The sequence below is a fragment of the Nocardiopsis sp. NPDC050513 genome, assembly GCF_044457925.1.
In the GTDB taxonomy this organism is placed as follows: Bacteria; Actinomycetota; Actinomycetes; order Streptosporangiales; family Streptosporangiaceae; genus Nocardiopsis.
This window is the reverse complement of the sequence record NZ_JBITHK010000001.1, coordinates 24,489-41,270: the sequence shown is the minus strand read 5'-3', so window position 1 is coordinate 41,270 and position 16,782 is coordinate 24,489. Positions and strand designations below refer to the sequence as shown.

Genomic DNA, 16,782 nt, shown 5'->3' with positions numbered 1-16,782 from the left:
CGTTTCACAGCGGCGGCGTCGCAGCCATCCTCGTCGTCGGGCCGCGCTCAGCCGGTGTACGACACGGGGACCAGCCGCGTGCGTTCGACGGGGCGCCCGCCCGTCACCGCCGTCCGGCGCTCCCGCCGCCCTCCGCCGTCAGCCAGTCGCCCTGTTCGAAGGCGAGGTCCTCGGCGTTCTGGTAACTGCGGGCCGAGCGGACGACCCCGTCCGCCGTCTGCTCGAAGGCCTGGGCCAGAGCGACGCCGAACTCGTCCAGCAGGTCGAGCATGGGGGTGAGGTCGCCGCGGACGGACTCGGCGGTCTCGTCGGTGCCCGCGCCCCACGGCGGCCCCAGCGCCGCGCGCTGGGAGCGCAGGCGCTCGAAGGACTCGCGCAGGAGGCGGGAGGGTTCGCGCAGCTCGCGCCCGGCCCGGGCCAGTTCCTCCGGGCTGACGCTGAGGCGGTCGTTCGTCGGCATCGGTGATCTCCTTGTCCTGGTGTGCCGGACCCGGTCAGGTGGCCGGTCCCGACGCGGGTGTCAGGGTCGCGGTGAAGTCGTGGATCAGCTGGTCCTGGCGGCTCCGTCCCCGCGGCGGGCCCGAGGCGGCCGTGGCCGGCGGGGGCGGCCACGCGCGACCGCGGGCCGCGGCCAGCGCCCGCTCCAGCCCGCGCAGCGCCCGTTCGCGGTCCGCGGCGGCCCGCTCCATGAGCCGCACCTGTGCCCGGTACCGGTCGCGGAATCCGTCGCCGGCCCCGTCGCGCGTGCCGACCAGCTCCAGGAGCGGCAGGCGGGCGGCCATGTAGGCCGCGTCGGCCTCGGCGAAGGCCTCCTCCGCCTTGAGCAGGCCGTCGATCTCGGGGGTGTCGGTGCGCAGGTTCCATTCCCTGGCCCTGGTCTCGGAGATCCACAGCGTGACGGAGGCCTCCGCCTGGACGGGGTGGCGCTGGTCGGCGGGGGAGCCCGCGGGCGCGCTCCACGCCAGCCACACGGCGGGCACCCGGACGAGGAACTGGCGGGCGGTACCCGGGCCCTCGGCGACCGCGCCGGTCCGGCTGGAGGAGGACCGGCCCTGCCCCGACCGCGCGTTGCCCGCCAGGTCCACTCCGGCCGGGCTCGTGCGGAGCCGGTCCTGCGGGCGGGCGTCGGTCAGGACCTGGCCGGCGACCTCGAGGGCGTTCGCGCTGGACTCCGTCTGCGCGGCGGAGACCCCGTGCTGCCCGTGTTCGGATCCCCGGGCCCGGCTGTCCCCGCTCGCCGACACGATCGCGGCGCGGGTGGGGTCGACGAGTGCCTTGAGGCCCACCGTCGTGCCGTTCACGTCCGACAGCTCCACGCCGTCGGCGCGCCGCAGGGCCTCGGGCGCGAGCCCGCGGAGCACGAGTTCGCCCGCCACCGAGCTGATCGGGTTGATGCCCGTCCTCCCGCCCGCGTTGGCGTCCAGGTACTCGTGTGCGGAGCCGCCGCCGTCCCTGGGGCGCCACCCCTTGTCCCGGGCGGCCGACTCGATCGCGGCGTCGAACACGCTCCGACCGCCGCCCTGCACCGCGACGGGGGCGTCGGTGCCGCCCCCGCTCCGGAGGGAGACGTAGCCGAGGCGCGCCTGCCGGGCGGTCCAGGCCGTGACGGCGTCGGTCGCGGGGGCGCCGTCCGCGACCGTGCCGGGTGCGGTCGTCGGCCCGTCCGCTCGGCCCGCGGGTGCGGGGCCCGTGTCGCCTGCGGCCGGGGCGGTGCCGGGGCCGTCGTCCGCGGGCCGGGTCCGGGCCAGGCGCGCGTCCCTGACCTGCTGGTCGAGCCGGTCCGCCCTCCGCTGGTGGTCGGCGGCCTCGAAGCGGGCGTCGCGCACGGTCGTTCGGTTGGCGTCGATACCGGCCAGGGTGCTCCTGAACTGCTTGTTCAGCCCGTCCAGGCGCCTCCGGGCCCGGGTGGCGTCGTCCTCCGCCCTCCCCAGCCGGGTTTCGAGGTCGCGGATGCCGTTCCGGAGCGACTCCGCCTGCTCGGCGGCCGCGTCGAGGTGCCCCCTCGCGGCGTCCGCGTACATGCCGATCATGGCGGCGCTCCGCCGCGCGTCCCAGCGGGCCCCGTCCGCGCGGTCGGCCGCGTCCTGCCACCGGCTCGCGCGGTCACCGAGCGCCCGGATCCGTTCCTCCGCGCCGGAGTCCTCGTCCTCGTCCTCGCGCGCGGCGTCGCGAGCGGCTGTGATGGCCCTGACCCTCTCCGCGGCCTGATTCCTCCGGGCCTCGGCGGCGTCGGCGACCGCCTGCTCCCGATCCTGCCGGTGCCTGAACCGGACGGCCCGGTCGGCTTGGGTCCGCGCGGCCCTCTCGACCTCCGTGATCTCCTCCTCGGCCCGGCGGATCCGGTTCCTGAGCCGGTCCCGCGTCTGCTCGGCGGCATCGCGGTTCGCCTGGACACGCGGGATGGCGTTCTCACGCAGGTGCTGGGCATCCCGTTCCAGCCAGTCGAGGTTCGCCCTGGCTCTGCGGGCCTCCTCCAGAAGCTTCGTGACCTCCGCCCGGTGGTCCCGGGCCCGCCTGGACAGGTCCGCGATCCCGGCGTCGTCGGGTTCCGTGCCCGGGGCGTCCCCGTCGACGGTGAGGTAGGACACCGGTTGGATGGTCTCCACCGTGCCGCTGGGTCCCGTCCCCGTGAAGACGCGCCCCCCGACCTCCACCGTCAGGGTCAGCGTGGTGTCCGTCGAGACCACTCCGTACGGGCCGAACCCCACCCGCTCGTAGGTGCGTTCCACCGACACGCTGTCGGACCCGGAGTTCTCCTGACCCGCCTGGCGCCGGACGACGACGTCCCCGCCGGACTGGAGGGCGGCGACCGATCCCGTGCCGCCCTCGATCGGGCCCCGTGCCTCGATCAGCCCGGAGACCGACCAGCCGGACGTCTCCAGCGTTCCCCTGTCGGCGCTGCGGACCACGACCACGCGCTCCACGAACTCCATCATTCCGCCGAACTGCCGGGTGCGGCTGGCCCCGCGCCCCACCTCCAGGTTGAGCGTCGCGCCGTGCGAGAAGCCCTTCGACCGGACGCGCACCCGCGTCGGCGGGACATGGTCCAGGTCGCGGGCCATGTGCGTCGACAGCTGGTGGATCAGGTCCTCACGGCTGGTGCCGGTGAGTTCGTAGCCGCCCGCGGACAGTTGCGCGACGAGGTCGTCGAGCGCCGCCCCGGGGTCCAGGGGCCGGGACTGGTAGCCCTTGTCGGCGAACCCGTCCATGGGTCGGACCGCTGCCCGCGGGGCGGCGGGCGGCGGATGCGGACCGACGGTGAGCGCGCCGTCGGGCGCCCAGTCGACCCGGTCCCGCACCAGGCCGTCCATGTAGGCCCACAGGGCGGGGACCACCCCCTTCTGCGCCTGCGCGATCGGCGCCGTCCACGCCGCGTGGTCCGACTCCCCCGGAGTGCGGGGGATCGTCAGGCCCAGGCTGAAGTCGTGCTTGACCTCGAACGCCTGGGCGACCACGCCGTCGGCCACGAACTCGAACGAGGGACCCCGCAGCTTGACCTCGGTCCGCGAGCGCAGGATCCGCGACGTCGAGGCGGTGTCCCCCCGCCCGAGGAACTGGTAGCGGGCTTCCAGACCGGGGCCGATGATCGGGTCCATCGCGGTCGGCGGGGGAGGGCCCCCGGGCGCGCCACCGCGGTTGGTGTTGAGTCCGCCCCGGCCGAAGACGCCGAAGAACAGACCGCGGGTGGTCACCCTCGCGGTCCCGATCTGGCTCTCCTTGGTGTGGGAGGCCTCCACGGAGGCTGACGGCCGGGGAGCCAGCGACTCCACCCTGGTGGTCAGGAACCAGGTGGCGACGGTCGTGCGGTTGCGCGTGGGCGGGAGCTTGTTGTCGGTCTGGAAACGCAGGCGGCTGCCGTGCCCGGACGCCAACGCCGGTGTGGCGGCGAGCTGCTGGGGCGACATGTGGTTGCCGAGGATCTGTCCGATGCCCGACGCGGACTCCAGCTTGTCCGGGAACCTGCGCAGCATCCGGTTCAACTCGTCGAAGCCGCGGGTGAGCACGCTGGTGGGGAGATCGCCGCCCCGGGTGACGGCGGGGTCGAAGACCTGCACGACGTGGAAGGTGTTCGACAGGATCTCGGCGGCCCGCGTGCGCGAGACCGGCGGCGCGTCGCCGCCGGTTCGCGTCGTGGTCAGCGTCGCCGGTGCGCCGTCGCGGAACAGGTCGCGGGCCTGTGCCGCCGGGAGACGGCGGAAGGACCCTGGCGGCCGTGCGGGCGGCGGATCGAGCGGAATCGCCCTGCCCGGCCGCGGCGCGTGGAGTTCGATGCGGCCGCGTACGCGGTCCCGCCCGTCCGTGAACAGGCCGCGTGAGGTGAGCGGCGGCGGTCGGTCGATCCGGGCGGAGCGGGGAACGAGATTGTCACCGGGGCCGATCCAGGCGCCGAACTCGACCTCGGCGAAGTACAGCTGCGTTCCGCCCTTGTCCTTGACGTTGTCCTCCGCGGTGACCGAACGGCCCGACCCGCGCTGGTTCACGGAGCGGCGCTCACCCGTCAGCCGGGCCCCGCCGCCCCCGGAGAACAGCGGGACGTCACCGGAGTCGACGACGTCCACGCCTCGCCAGGTGGCGGCCGCACGGAGCTCCACCTGGTGCGACCTCCACGTGGCGTCGCGGTGGCGCAGACCGGCCGACGCCCCCGACGTGCTGCCGGTGTGCGAGTCCTTCAGCTGCGGTCCGGGCACGGGGGCGCCCACGTCGGCGGTCACCCACAGCGAGATGTGGTCGGGGACGGTGATCCGGAACTCGCCCGCCTCGTTGCCCCCCGGAAGCAGCTTGGTCTCGGTCAGCTTGATCTCCAACCCCTGCCCGGTCCAGTCGCCGTGCTGGAAGCGGAAGGACTGGAGGTTGACGGCGCTCAGCACCTTGACCGTGTTCCCGACCGCGGTGTCGCGGTTGCGCCGGTGGTTCCACCCGGCGTGGGACCGTCCGGGCCGGGCGGCGCCCGGTAGCGCCATGGGCGGTAGGACCAGGCCCGGATACCTGGCGTCGATCCGCGTCAGCAGCCGGTGGGCGAACTCGCCGAAGACGGTCACGAGCCGGTTCTCCGCGTCGCTCCGTACCTCCGCGCCGTCCGGGAAGGTGACGTCCCGGACCTGGGAGTCGCCGAAGTGGGTGAGGCGGGGGCGGTTCAGGAAGGGGTCACGCGGAGCGGGGCCGCCGGGCAGGGGGGCGTTGGCCGAGGGGTCGTCCAGGGTCCGGGCCTCGTGCGCGGTGACGGCCTCGACGGAGGCGACGTCGAACAGGGTCGGGGCGGCGTCGTCGTCCACCCACACGGCGACGCGCCGTCGGACCCGGTAGACGGCGGTGTCCGTGCTGTGGAACAGGTGTGATTCCCAGGCGGCCGACTGCCGGGCGCGGTGGAACGCCGTCTCCCGCGAGTACCCGTACTCCAGCAGCGGTATCTCGAGACGGACCGCGTCCCCGGGCAGCCGCTCCATCAGACCGAAACCGGGGCGCACGGTGAAACCGGTGCTCCGGTGGGCCGCGGTGGTGCTCCCCCGGGCGAACCTGTCGGTGTGCTTGAGGTTGAAGGACTCGGGGATGTCCGGGACGTTGGTCATGCGCAGCGGGAAGGACCACACGGTGACCGGCGTCGGGCGCCCCTCGGAGTCGGTGAAGGTCAGGACGACCGCCTCGCCCGTCATCACGGGCAGGTTCCTGGCCAGGGAGTCGGGCCGGAACGTGCCCGTGACGAGGTCGAGCGCCCGCATGCGCCGCCGCTCCGCCCACGGGCTCCGGGCCGCGCCCTCCCCCGGCGTGTACAGGCGTCGGAGCGGGTTCCACCGCGCCGGCCGGACGGGCGTGGACAGGCCCAGCCGGTCGGCGATCCACTCCGCGATCCCCTGGTCCGTGGTGCGCGTCCCGGCGGGGACGCCGCCGGTGACGGGGACCTCCTCGGCGGAGAGCGGGTGGCTGTTGGACAGGTAGCCGCCGATCCTGGCGGGCGCCGGTGTCCGCGGCGGCCGGGGCCCGAGCGGGTCGGGGAAGGCGATGGTGTCCGGCAGGTCGCTTCGCCGCGGCGCCAGGCCGCCCATGAGCGTGAGCTCCACCCCCCGCCGCACGACGGCGGGCACGCCGTCCCGTCCGGCCGCGTCCAGCCCGACCAGGAGGTCGGCCGAGTACTCCGCCCCCGTGCCGGTCATCTCCGTGGTGCGCGTCCGCGTCTGCCCGGTCTCGCCGGAATGCTGCCAGGAACTCGACCCGATCCCGAGGTTCCCGCGGAAGCTGGGCAGCGGAACCATGCCTCCGGTGGCGAGCAGGTGGCCGGTGAACTGGATCCCGACGCGCTTGACCGCGCCGGACGAGTCCGAGAGCGACTGCCCGGTCTGCTCCTGGATGTCGTCGAGCCCCTTGAACCCGGCCCGCGCCGGTCCGCCGACGGTCGTGGGGCTCGGGCGCCAGTCGTCCTCGGCCGCGAGGTTGAGCCGGTAGGCGCGGCCGTCCTGGCCCTGGACGGGCACGCCGCCCGGGCGGAAGAACGGGCGCACGTCCTGGGAGAGCTGTTCCGCGAACCGGTCGCGCACGTCGTCGGGGAGCGGGGGCCGCACGGCGGAGAGCACGGCGTCGGGGTCCACGCGCACGCCGTAGGCCTCGATCCACCCCGTGGTGATCAGGTAGTTCAGGCGGACGGTCGGGTCCTGGGCGGGTGTGGGCGGCGCCGGTCCGGTCGGGGCGGGCGGAGCGGGTCCGCTGGGCGGTGGGGGCAGGGGTGAGACGTCCTGCGGCTGGGGTGGGGCGTCGGTGTTCGTGGGGCTGCCGGTGGTGTCGACGGGGTCGGCGCCGTCTCGGAGCCCGGGATCGGTGGACGTCTGGGGGGTGCTGGTTCGCGCTGCGGCTGGGGTGGTGTTCTCGGGCGTGGCCGCGTCGGTCGTCTGGGGTGGTGACTGGGTGGCGTCGCGGGGGTCGGTGCGGGTCGTGCCGCCGTGGGTGGCTTCGGGACTGTCGTTCCGGGAAGCGGGAGTGGCTGCTGGTGGTCGTCGCGGGGTGTCGTGGCGCTGGTCGGCCGCGTTCTGGCCCGCGGTGGCTCCGGTGGCACCGGGATCGGCGGGCACGGGGGCGGTCGAGGAGCCGAAGCCGACGGGAGCGGGGACGCCGGACAGCCCGGGGGCGTCCGGCGCGGACGTCTCCGACACCGCGGTGCTCTCCTGTGCGTTCATGCCTCCGACACCGACGACGGACGGGGCACCCGGGGAGGACGACGAACCAGGACGCGACGAGGGCAGCGGGACCTCTTCGGGGGACGGGTCAGCGGACGACCGACCTCCGTCGGCGGCGGGGACGTGCGCGTCCGGCACATTCCTGGAGAGCGCGGACACGGCCGGGTGCGGCGTGTCCCGGGGCTCCGTCCGGGCGTCGCCCGTCGCGGGGGAGTCGACGCCTGTCCGCAGCTCCGCCTGGAACAGGTCCGCGAGGTCGCGGGCGTCGGCCTCCACCGGCGACGTCTCTCCGTCGACCGTCGCGTCGCCGTCGCGGGCGGGGGAGGGGATCCCCCCGGAATCCGAGGTGGTGTCGCTCTCCCCCTCGGGGACCGACCTGAGGCGTGTGTCCGGGGCGCGTGAGAGGGAGGGCGCGTCGGTGTCGGCCGGGGAGTCCCCCGGCACGCCGTCCGAGGGCGCTCCCGAGACGTCGTCCCCTGTCCCGGTGTCCGAATCCTCCGAGTCCCCCTCCCGGACGGGATCGCTCTCGCCGGACGACGCGGGGCCCTCGGCCGAGCGCGGTGGATCGGCTCCCCGGGTGGCGGAATCGGAGTCCGTCGCGGGCGGGGCGGTGTCCGGTGCCGCGATCCTCAGATCGCGCAGGCCGTCGATCGCCGCGACCCCGCCCCAGGTGGCCAGCTGCTGCACCGTCGAGGTCGTCGCGCCCGCGACGGCGGACATCCCCGACGCCTTCCATTCCCGCTCCGGGGAGAACAGGAGGTTGGTGAACCCCTCCCCAAGGTACCCCTCCAAGGCTCCCGAACCGGCGCCGACGCCGAGGTTGAGCAGGCGGTCCCACCACGTGGTGCCGAACTCGCCCAGGGTCCGCGTGAGCGCCTCGGGAACGTCGTGGGCGAGGTGGTCGCGGGTCGCCCTCGGCAGCGGCACCGAAGAGAGCAGGTCGTCGAGCGCGGGTCGGAGGTCGGGTGTGTCCCAGTTCCCGAGGAAGGTGTCGGCGTAGTCGCGGCCGAGGTCGCGGGCGGCGTTCCCGCCCAGCACCGGACCGAGGTCGCGCTCGAAGGTCCTGGCCGCGTCGTCGCGGAACCGCTGTGCCGCTCCAGGCGCCTTCCACCCACCGCCGGGGATCTGCTCGGGTCTGAGGAAGGCGAAGGAGTTGCGGCTGAACAGGTGGGACAGGTCCCGCCCGAACCGGGGTGTCACGTCGCCGTCGCCGGGCGCGCCGGTGCTGTCGGTGTCGCCCGGCCGATCGCCGTCGCCGGGCCCGTCGAGGTCGTCCGGCCGGTCGGCGGGCGCCGGGGCGCCGTCGCGGGCCGACCCTCGGGGCGGGGAAGGGTCCCGAGGGGGTGCCGTCGGGTCCGGCGTTGGGTCCGGGTCGAGCGACCGCGGAGGCGGGGTGGCGGCGTCGGCGGACACGTCGCCGACGCTGTCGCCGAGGGCGCCGGACAGCCGCTTGGACAGGAACACGTCGGCGCCGAAGGACAGCCCGGCGCTGAGCAGCCCCTCCACGAACGCCCCGGCGGAGGCCATCCGGGTCAGTTCCCTGTCCCACTCGTCCCGGTTGCCCTCGTCCCTCTGGATCCGCTGGATGAGCAGGTCCATCGTCACCCCGAACAGCTGGGCGACGAACAGGTGGCTCAGCAGGTTCCACACCAGCCAGTTGAGGATGCGGCGGATCATCTCCTGACGGACGAACGTGAACAGCGTGATCCAGGACAGCGACGCGCCGAACGTCCAGTAGGACATGGCGATCGCCCAGGCGATCTCCAGGGCCAGCTGGACGAGCTGTCCGATGATCATCCACTTGGCGTACTCCACCTGGTTGGCGGCCTCGCGCGCGTACTCCTTGATCTCCTCCGCGAGCCGCCCCGCCTCACCCAGGTAGTCGCGCTCGCCCGCGGTGAACTGGGCCAGGGAGCGCTCGAAGTAGTCGGTGGTCCGGCCGTCGAAGGTCAGGCTGACCTTGCGCCGCAGCAGGAGCACCAGTTCGGGCAGTTCGGTGTCGAGGATGTACTGGACGGTCTCGTACATGTCGGACAGGTCGCGCAGCCGATCCTCGTCCACGTCCGGCCACTTGGTCCCGGTGAGCCCGTAGAAGAGGTTGACGAGTCCGTCCGGAATCTGCATCCCCATCGGATGCCCCCCACCTCACCTCACACAGAACCGCAGACGCGCAAGCGCAAGCCAACATATCCGCGATTTATCGAGGATCGGTGTTCGGATCCGTTGTTCATGATCTGTTCGGCCGACAGCGGTCGGACGGTGAACGACCGATGCTCTTCCGATGGGATCGGGAGTTTCCTTTCGCCTGTCCCCTCCTGTCCGAGGTCGACCCTGAGGGGTGCTGAACAGGGTCGATGCGGGTCAGAACGGACCCTCGGGCACCGGCTCCGCAGCGTCGTCGCGATGCCGCCGCCGAATGCCGCGCGATGTGGTTTTCTGTGGTGAATTACCATTCCGTACACCTGTCGTCGTGGTGGAAGAAACCGTGGGGAAAGAAACACGTGCGGACCGCCTCGCGGCCACGCGTCCGGACGCGGAAGCGGTGCAGCGCGGGTGTGGTCCAGGCGGCGCGGGCGCGGGGGTGACCCCGCCGCCATGGTCGGACATGGGTCGTCCCACGTCGCCGCCGCCCGGGGAGGGCGTGGGGGCGCCCCGGAGTCCGGGGCGCGGGTGGGAGCGATTCCACGGTCGCACCGGACCCTCTTGTCCCGAGGCGGCGGTAAATGTAAGGTTTGTTTTCCCTTCAATCTGTGACGGTGCTGCCCCGAAGTGTCACGATCAGGGGTCGCACGCGTCCACCCCACCCTCCATCGAGTCGGACCGGTCCGTGCGCGGCCCCCGCTCCGCGGGCCGCCGCCGGAGCCGGGCACGCAGTTCGGAGATGTCAGATGAGCCCGACCGCCCCCCACCGCACCCCCCGATTCCTCCGCCCCTCGCGACCCCGGGCGCCGCACCGCCGCAGGCGGGGCGCCCTCGCCCTGGCCGCGACCGCCGTCCTGATGGTCGCGGGTCCGACCGCGGCGCAGAGCGCGGCCACGGCCGGCGCGCAGGCGTCCCCCGTCCCAGGGGCGGCGCAGGCTCCGCGGGTCGCGTCCGCGGCCGCACCCGGCGACCTGGTCTGGGCCGACGAGTTCGACGGACCCGCTGGGAGCGCTCCCGACCCCGCCCGATGGCGCCACGAGACCGGTGACCACGGCTGGGGCAACGCCGAACTGCAGAACTACACCACCAGCCGGGCCAACTCCGCGCTCGACGGGAACGGCAACCTCGTCATCACCGCACGGCGTGAGAGCGACGGTTCCTACACCTCCGCCCGGATGACCACCCAGGACCGGTTCGAACGCGCCTACGGCCGCTTCGAGGCACGCATCCGCATCCCGCGCGGCCAGGGCGTCTGGCCCGCCTTCTGGATGCTCGGGGACACGTTCCCCGGCACCCCCTGGCCGGACTCCGGCGAGATCGACGTCATGGAGAACATCGGCCGCGAACCCCACCTCGTGCACGGCAGCCTGCACGGCCCCGGCTACTCGGGCGGGCAGGGCGTCACAGGGTCCTACACGCATCCCCAGGGATGGTCGTTCGCCGACGACTTCCACACCTTCGCGATCGACTGGACCCCCGGCGCCATCACGTGGTCGGTGGACGGCGCGGCCTACCAGACCTTCACCCCCGACGACGTGCGCGGCAACCCCTGGGTCTACGACCACCCGTTCTTCATGATCCTCAACGTCGCCGTCGGCGGCCACTGGCCCGGCTACCCGGACGCGACCACCCAGTTCCCTCAGCGGATGGTCGTGGACTACGTGCGGGTCTACGACACCGGCACCGGCTCCGGGGGCGGGACCGGAACCATCACCGCGCCCACCGGCATCTGCGTGGACGTGGCGGGTGCGGCCACCGCCAACGGAACGCCCGTCCAGGTCGCGCACTGCAACGGCAACCAGGCACAGCAGTGGACCATGGCGGCCGACGGCACCGTTCGGGCCTTCGGCATGTGCATGGACGTCGCGGGCGGCGGCACCGCCGCGGGAACCGACGTGCAGCTGTGGGAGTGCAACGGCACCGGGGCGCAGACGTGGACCTACTCCTCCGCGACGCGGGCGCTGCGCAACCCGCAGTCGGGGATGTGCCTGGACGCCCGCGGCGGGAGCCTGGCCGACGGCACCCGGTTGCAGATCTGGACCTGCCACGGCGGCCAGAACCAGCAGTGGACCGTGCCCGCCTGACCGGCCGGACACCGTTCCCCGGGGACCGGCCCGCGCGGCCGGTCCCCGGCCGTCGCCGGACGCGTCGCCTAACGCCAGGTCTCCCGCCGCCGTTCGAGGCCGTCGAGGATCAGGTCGAGTCCGACGTCGAACTCCTCGGCGTACGCGTAACCGGGTCTGAGGGCGCGGTCGGCGATCATCTCCGCGAGATGCGGGAACGCGCCGCCGGGGATCCGTTCCAGCATGGAGCCCGCCACGTCCTCCAGGTCCGCCGATGACGTGAAGGGCAGGCTGAGCTCCTGGAGCGTGAACCCGTAGACGTATCCGTCCAGTACGGACAGCGCGTGCGCCGCTCCGGAGATCGAGAAGCCCCCCGCGCGCAGGCAGCCGATGACCGCGTCGTGGTGGCGCAGGGTCGCCAGGCCGGGGCTGGTCCGTGAGTCCATCAGGCTGATCGCCCACGGGTGCCGGGTCAGTGCGTCGCGCATCGAGACCGCCCGGCGCCGCATCGCCGTCCGCCAGCCGGCGTCGCCCGAGGGGAGGGCGATCTCGCCGAAGACGAGGTCGACCATGCCGTCGAGGATCGCTTCCTTGTTCCGGAAGTGGTGGTAGAGCGACATGGCCTCGATGCCGAGCCGCCTGGCGAGACCGCGCATGCTCGGCGCGCCCGTGCCGGCCTCGTCCGCCAGTTCCACCGCCGCGCGGAGCACCGTCTCCTTGCTCAGCGGGTCGCGGCGAGGCGTGTCGGTCGGCTCCGTGCTCACGGGGTCCTCCTGTCGGGGCTGTCTGGACACTTGACAACCTTACACTGCAAGGCTGTACCTTACACCGTAAGAGGCAAGCGGCGAGTGAAGGAGAGGGACATGGAACCGGCCGGTGCGGACGCAGTCGGGAAGTCGGGAGCGGGGAGGAGGGTGTGCGTCGTCGGCGCGTCGGGCAAGCTCGGGCGCCACATGGTGCGGCACGCCCTGGACCGCGGATACGAGGTCGTGGGTGTGTGCCGGGAGCGGAGCGTGGACAAGCTCGCCGGTTTCGGGGGCCGGATCACCGTGATCCCCGGGATGACCGACGACCGCGAGGCCATCGCGCGGGCGGTGGACGGGTGCGACGCCGTGCTCACGGTCCTGGTGCCGTGGGGGGTGAACCACTACGCCACCGGTACGGCCCAGGCCGTGCTCGACCACGCGCGTCCGGGCGCCCGGCTGGTGTTCTCCTGCGGCTGGCACATCACGCGCGACGGAAAGGACGTGTACAGCCGGAGGTTCAGGCTGTACGCGGCCGTGTTCGGCCGGCTGGCCAAGCTGGCGCGCGTCGTCGACGTGGACGACCAGGTGGAGGCGTGCCGGCGGATCTTCGCCAGTGACACCAGCTGGACGGTCGTGCGGGGCAGCGACCTGGAGGAGGGCGAGAGCCAGGGCCTGCCGGTGTGGAGCCGGCACGTGGGCGACCCCGTCCTGGCGAGCAACCTGACCCGGCGCGTGGACTACGCCCGGTTCATGGTCGAGGCGGTGGACGACGACGCCCTCGTCCGCGAGGCCCCGGCCATCGTCGGCCGACTGACCCCGTCGGCCCTCGCCCACGCCGGCGGCCCGGCGTGAACGGCGTGCGCCTGAGGCGCCGACCCCGCCGGGTGCGGCCGACCGACAACGCGAACCCGGGGAGGGCCGCACTGTGACGGAACCGAAGAAGCTCGCGAGGGTCGCGGGGTTCCTGTACCTGCTCGTCGCCGTGTTCACCATCTTCGCCGGAGTGGTGAACACGCGCGTCGCCGAGTCGGGAGAGGCGGGGGCCACGGCCGACGCCGTCGCCGCCTCGGCCACGCTCTACCGCGTCGGATTCGTCAGCGAGCTGGTCGGGGCCACGGCCTTCCTCATGACGGCCATGGCCCTGTACGCGCTGCTCAGGCACGTCCACCCGCTGGTCGCCGCCGCGATGGTCACGTTCGTGGCGGTCAGCGTCGCGATCCAGAGCCTGAACCTGCTCAACCAGATGACGGCGCTGAACGTCGCCACCGGCGAGGACTACGCGGGCGCCTTCGGCACGGCGGGTTCCGACCGGCTGGTCATGCTGTTCGCCGACATGCGCCACGACGGATACCTCATCGCCCAGACCTACTTCGGCCTGTGGCTCCTGCCGCTGGGCTACCTCGTCATCAGGTCGGGCTACTTCCCCAGGGCGCTGGGGGTCCTGTTGGTGATCGGATGCCTCGGCCACCTCACGGACGTGCTCGCGCGCTTCCTCGCCCCCGATCTCGGCGCGAGCATCTCGCCGTTCGTCATGACCCCTCCGGCGATCGCGGAGGTGTCGTTCATCCTGTGGCTGCTGGTGAGGTCCGTGCGGGATCCCGACCCGGGCGCCCGGGCTCCCGCCGCGGCCCGCCCCGCCGTCTGACGGCCGGCCGCCGCGTGCCGCCTCCGAGGTCGGAGGCGGCACGCGATCTCGTGTGACACGGAGCGATGTTCTGGCTGCGCGGAGTTCCACGTGGGAGGCTCTGGAGCGTCGCCGATGTCCTGGAGGGACCGCCGTGAACCTGCCGCTGATGAACATGCCCCTGGTGAACTCGTGCGAGGCGCACGCCTGCGCGTACAACACCGACCACTCCTGCCACGCCCTCGCCATCACCGTGGGCAACGAGCCCCGCGCCCACTGCGACACCTTCTTCGGCGACGGCAGCAGTGGAGGCGACCCCGTCCAGACCGGGCACGTCGGCGCCTGCAAGATGTCCGACTGCGAGCACAACGTCCACCTCGAATGCCAGGCCCCGGGCATCAACGTGGGCTTCGTGGAGAACCAGGTGGACTGCCTCACCTACGCGCCCGCCTGACCCCGGCCGGTCGGGCCCCGACCCGCCGCGACGCCTTGCCCGCGGCGCCGCGCGGGTAGACCGTAGGCACAAGGCTCCACCACGCGCCCCCGCCCGTGCGGGTGCGAGGCGCGACGCCGGAGGTGAACCACCGGTGCCCGACCACATCGAGATCGAGACCACCTACTCCGTCGACACGCACGCGCGACTGCCGGACCTGGCCGACCTCGCCCCCGGCGGGATCGAGGAGCGGGCACACGAGCTGGACGCCACGTACTACGACACCGACGACCTGCGCCTGGCCGCGCGCCGCATCACGCTGCGCCGACGCACCGGCGGCACGGACGCGGGCTGGCATCTGAAGATCCCGTGGGGCACGGACGCCAAGCGCGAGTTCCACGCTCCGCTGGGCGGGGACACCGGCACGGTCCCGCCCGAACTGGCGCGGCTCGCCGCCTCGGCCGCCCGGGGCGGGTCGCTGCACCCGGTCGCCCGGATCGGCACCCGGCGCACCGAGTACGAGCTGCGCGACGCCGCGGGCGAGCCGCTCGCCCTGGTCGCCGACGACACGGTCACCGGCGAGACCACCGCCACCGTCGCGTGGCGGGAGGTCGAGATCGAACTCGCCGGGGGCGGCCGCGCACTGCAGCGCGACATCGGTCGACGCCTGACCTCGGCCGGGGCCGCACCCTCCGCGACCGGCACCAAGCTCCTCACCCTGCTCGGCGACCGGGTCGCGCGCCCCGTGCCCCGCCCCGCGGGCGGCACCGCGGGCGACGTGGTCCTGTCCTACCTGTGGGACCAGGTGGAGCACCTGCTGGAACACGACCCGAAGGTCCGCCTCGACGAACCCGACGCCGTGCACCAGATGCGGGTGGCCACCCGCAGGATCCGCGCCGTGCTCCAGGTGTTCCCCTCCGTCCTGGACCGGAGGTCCACGCGGCCGGTCGCGGACGAGCTCCGCCGCCTGGCACGCGTACTGGGGCTGGCACGGGACCTGGAGGTCCTCCGGGAGAGGTGCGCGCGGTGGATCGGCGACCTCCCCGACCGCGCGGTCGGGAACCGGCTCACGGACGTCTGGCTCCACGCGATCGACGACCACCGCGCCGCCGAGATGCGGCGGATCACCGAGGAGCTGTCGGGTCCGCGCTACTTCGCGCTGCTGGACGCCCTGGACCGCCTGCGCGCCGACCCGCCGCTGACCGGGGCGGCCGACCGGAAGCCGGGTCCCGTCCTGGCACGCGACCTCGGACGGGCCTGCCGCCGGATGTCCGCCGCGCACGACCGGGCGGAGGCCGCCGAGGACGCCGACACGCGGCTGACCGCCTGGCACGAGGTGCGCAAGGCCGCCAAACGCACCCGCTACGCCGCCACGCTCGCCGGTCCCGTCCTGGGCAAGCGCGCCGAACGCGTACGCACCTGGTCGTCCCGCCTCCAGGACGTGCTCGGCGAGCACCAGGACGGCGTGGCCCTGCGGACCTACCTCGACGAGCACGCACCGGCCCTGCTGGAGGCGGTGGACGCGGACGCGGTCCTGGTGACCCTCGGCGCGGTGGCCGGGGCCGAGGCCGTGCGGGGGGAGGCGCTCATCGACGAGGCCGCGCGCGTGTGGCGGTCGGGTCCGAAGAGACGCGACGGGTTCACCTGAGGCGCATGTGCCGCGCGCCGGGTGTGCCAGGATCGTCGCCGTGCCGCGCCGACGCGGCGCACCCGCCCGCGCCCGTGGCGCCTGGACCGACGCCGGAGGCCGACTTGTGGACGACCTGGACACCTTCGCGTCCGCGCTCCGGGACGGCGGCGAGACGCTGAACGGCCTCGTCGGGCCGCGCGACATCGTCCGCACCGCCCCCGGGTTGCGCAGCGTGGCCGTCGTCGAGTCCGGGACCGGTGGCACGCAGACGCTCAGGATCGCCTTCGTCAGCGAGACCGGTCCCGGCTCGTTCGACGTGAGGACGCGGATACCCGGCTCGTTCCCGGTGCGCCACGTGAGCGACGACGGCGAACGCTTCACCCTCACCAGCGACGACGGTCGGTCCGTGCTCGGGACCCCGCGGCAGTTCAGGAGCCTGGCCGAGGTCAGGATCCTCAACCGGGAGTACAACCCCTCGTACGAGCGGCACGCCGAGGAGGCCTTCCTGGCGACCCACCTCCTCCCGGACGGCCGGTCGCTGCCGCCTCGCCTGCGCACGGACGCGGTCCTCGGTGAGATCCGCCTCCACGACGCCCTCCGGGAGTACGAGTCGACCGTTCGGGTCGGCGGGGGCGAGACGCGGTGGGCCTTCGACAGCGCCGGACCGGAACGGGTCGCCGCGCTGCTGCCCCGGGTCCGCGCGCTCGTCGCTTCGTTCGACCGTGTCCTCCACGACGGGTTGGAGTTCCTCTGGACGTGGGGCGCGGACGGTGCCGGACCCGAGGAGGAGGCGGAGGAGAGGTCCCGCTTCCTCGAGGAGACGGCGCCGCCCAGCGACGTGGTCGTCTACCGCTCGGGAGACTTCGAAGTCCACTTCGGAGGGGCCGGCGGCGGCCGCTCCTTCATGGACGGCTACTGGCCGGCCGTCCACTTCCGGTCCGACACGACCCCCGTCGGCGTCTCGGTGCAGGCCTGACGGCG

General features: G+C 73.7%; 9 protein-coding genes and 1 pseudogene. 7 read left to right on the top strand and 3 right to left on the bottom strand.

Annotated features, from left to right (window positions below):
• Window positions 1–103: 103 nt before the first annotated feature.
• Together ACIBFB_RS00145 and ACIBFB_RS00140 are read right to left on the bottom strand one after the other, a co-directional pair.
• Window positions 104–460 (bottom strand): hypothetical protein, encoded by a 357-nt coding sequence (locus ACIBFB_RS00145; RefSeq protein ID WP_397224453.1) that lies wholly within the window; start codon window positions 458–460, stop codon window positions 104–106.
• A 34-nt stretch (window positions 461–494) separates the two neighbouring features.
• Window positions 495–9,293: a hypothetical protein gene (locus ACIBFB_RS00140; protein WP_397224451.1), complete on the bottom strand. Its 8,799-nt coding sequence runs from the start codon at window positions 9,291–9,293 to the stop codon at window positions 495–497.
• 869 nt (window positions 9,294–10,162) lie between these two features.
• Between ACIBFB_RS00140 and ACIBFB_RS00135 the strand changes: the two are divergent.
• Together ACIBFB_RS00135 and ACIBFB_RS00130 are read left to right on the top strand one after the other, a co-directional pair.
• Window positions 10,163–10,981, top strand: a pseudogene (locus tag ACIBFB_RS00135) (family 16 glycosylhydrolase); the annotation flags it as partial.
• Window positions 10,958–11,389, top strand: coding sequence for an RICIN domain-containing protein (locus ACIBFB_RS00130; protein ID WP_397225393.1), 432 nt, complete (start codon window positions 10,958–10,960; stop codon window positions 11,387–11,389). The pseudogene ACIBFB_RS00135 and the gene ACIBFB_RS00130, both read left to right, overlap by 24 nt.
• A gap of 68 nt (window positions 11,390–11,457) precedes the next feature.
• On the opposite strand, the gene ACIBFB_RS00125 is transcribed toward ACIBFB_RS00130, so the two are convergent.
• Window positions 11,458–12,132, bottom strand: coding sequence for a TetR/AcrR family transcriptional regulator (locus ACIBFB_RS00125; protein WP_397224449.1), 675 nt, complete (start codon window positions 12,130–12,132; stop codon window positions 11,458–11,460).
• Between the two features lie 99 nt (window positions 12,133–12,231).
• Here ACIBFB_RS00125 and ACIBFB_RS00120 point away from each other — a divergent pair, with 99 nt between their 5' ends.
• The 5 genes from ACIBFB_RS00120 to ACIBFB_RS00100 all read left to right on the top strand — a co-directional run bounded on the left by ACIBFB_RS00120 (window position 12,232) and on the right by ACIBFB_RS00100 (window position 16,777).
• Window positions 12,232–12,966: an NAD(P)-dependent oxidoreductase gene (locus ACIBFB_RS00120; protein WP_397224447.1), complete on the top strand. Its 735-nt coding sequence runs from the start codon at window positions 12,232–12,234 to the stop codon at window positions 12,964–12,966.
• Between the two features lie 73 nt (window positions 12,967–13,039).
• The gene (locus ACIBFB_RS00115) at window positions 13,040–13,759 is read left to right on the top strand and encodes a DUF4386 domain-containing protein (protein ID WP_397224445.1); all 720 of its coding nucleotides are present in this window, start codon (window positions 13,040–13,042) and stop codon (window positions 13,757–13,759) included.
• 133 nt (window positions 13,760–13,892) lie between these two features.
• The gene (locus ACIBFB_RS00110; RefSeq protein WP_397224443.1) at window positions 13,893–14,192 is read left to right on the top strand and encodes a DUF1540 domain-containing protein; all 300 of its coding nucleotides are present in this window, start codon (window positions 13,893–13,895) and stop codon (window positions 14,190–14,192) included.
• A gap of 133 nt (window positions 14,193–14,325) precedes the next feature.
• Window positions 14,326–15,819, top strand: a complete 1,494-nt coding sequence (locus tag ACIBFB_RS00105) for a CHAD domain-containing protein (protein WP_397224441.1) — start codon at window positions 14,326–14,328, stop codon at window positions 15,817–15,819.
• A gap of 40 nt (window positions 15,820–15,859) precedes the next feature.
• Window positions 15,860–16,777: a hypothetical protein gene (locus tag ACIBFB_RS00100; RefSeq protein WP_397224439.1), complete on the top strand. Its 918-nt coding sequence runs from the start codon at window positions 15,860–15,862 to the stop codon at window positions 16,775–16,777.
• Window positions 16,778–16,782 lie beyond the last annotated feature (5 nt).

Bases quoted from the DNA above. Each gene is read 5' to 3' on its own strand.
- ACIBFB_RS00145 (WP_397224453.1), bottom strand. From the start codon at position 460: ATGCCGACGAACGACCGCCTCAGCGTCAGCCCGGAGGAACTGGCCCGG.
- ACIBFB_RS00140 (WP_397224451.1), bottom strand. From the start codon at position 9,293: ATGGGGATGCAGATTCCGGACGGACTCGTCAACCTCTTCTACGGGCTC.
- ACIBFB_RS00120 (WP_397224447.1), top strand. From the start codon at position 12,232: ATGGAACCGGCCGGTGCGGACGCAGTCGGGAAGTCGGGAGCGGGGAGG.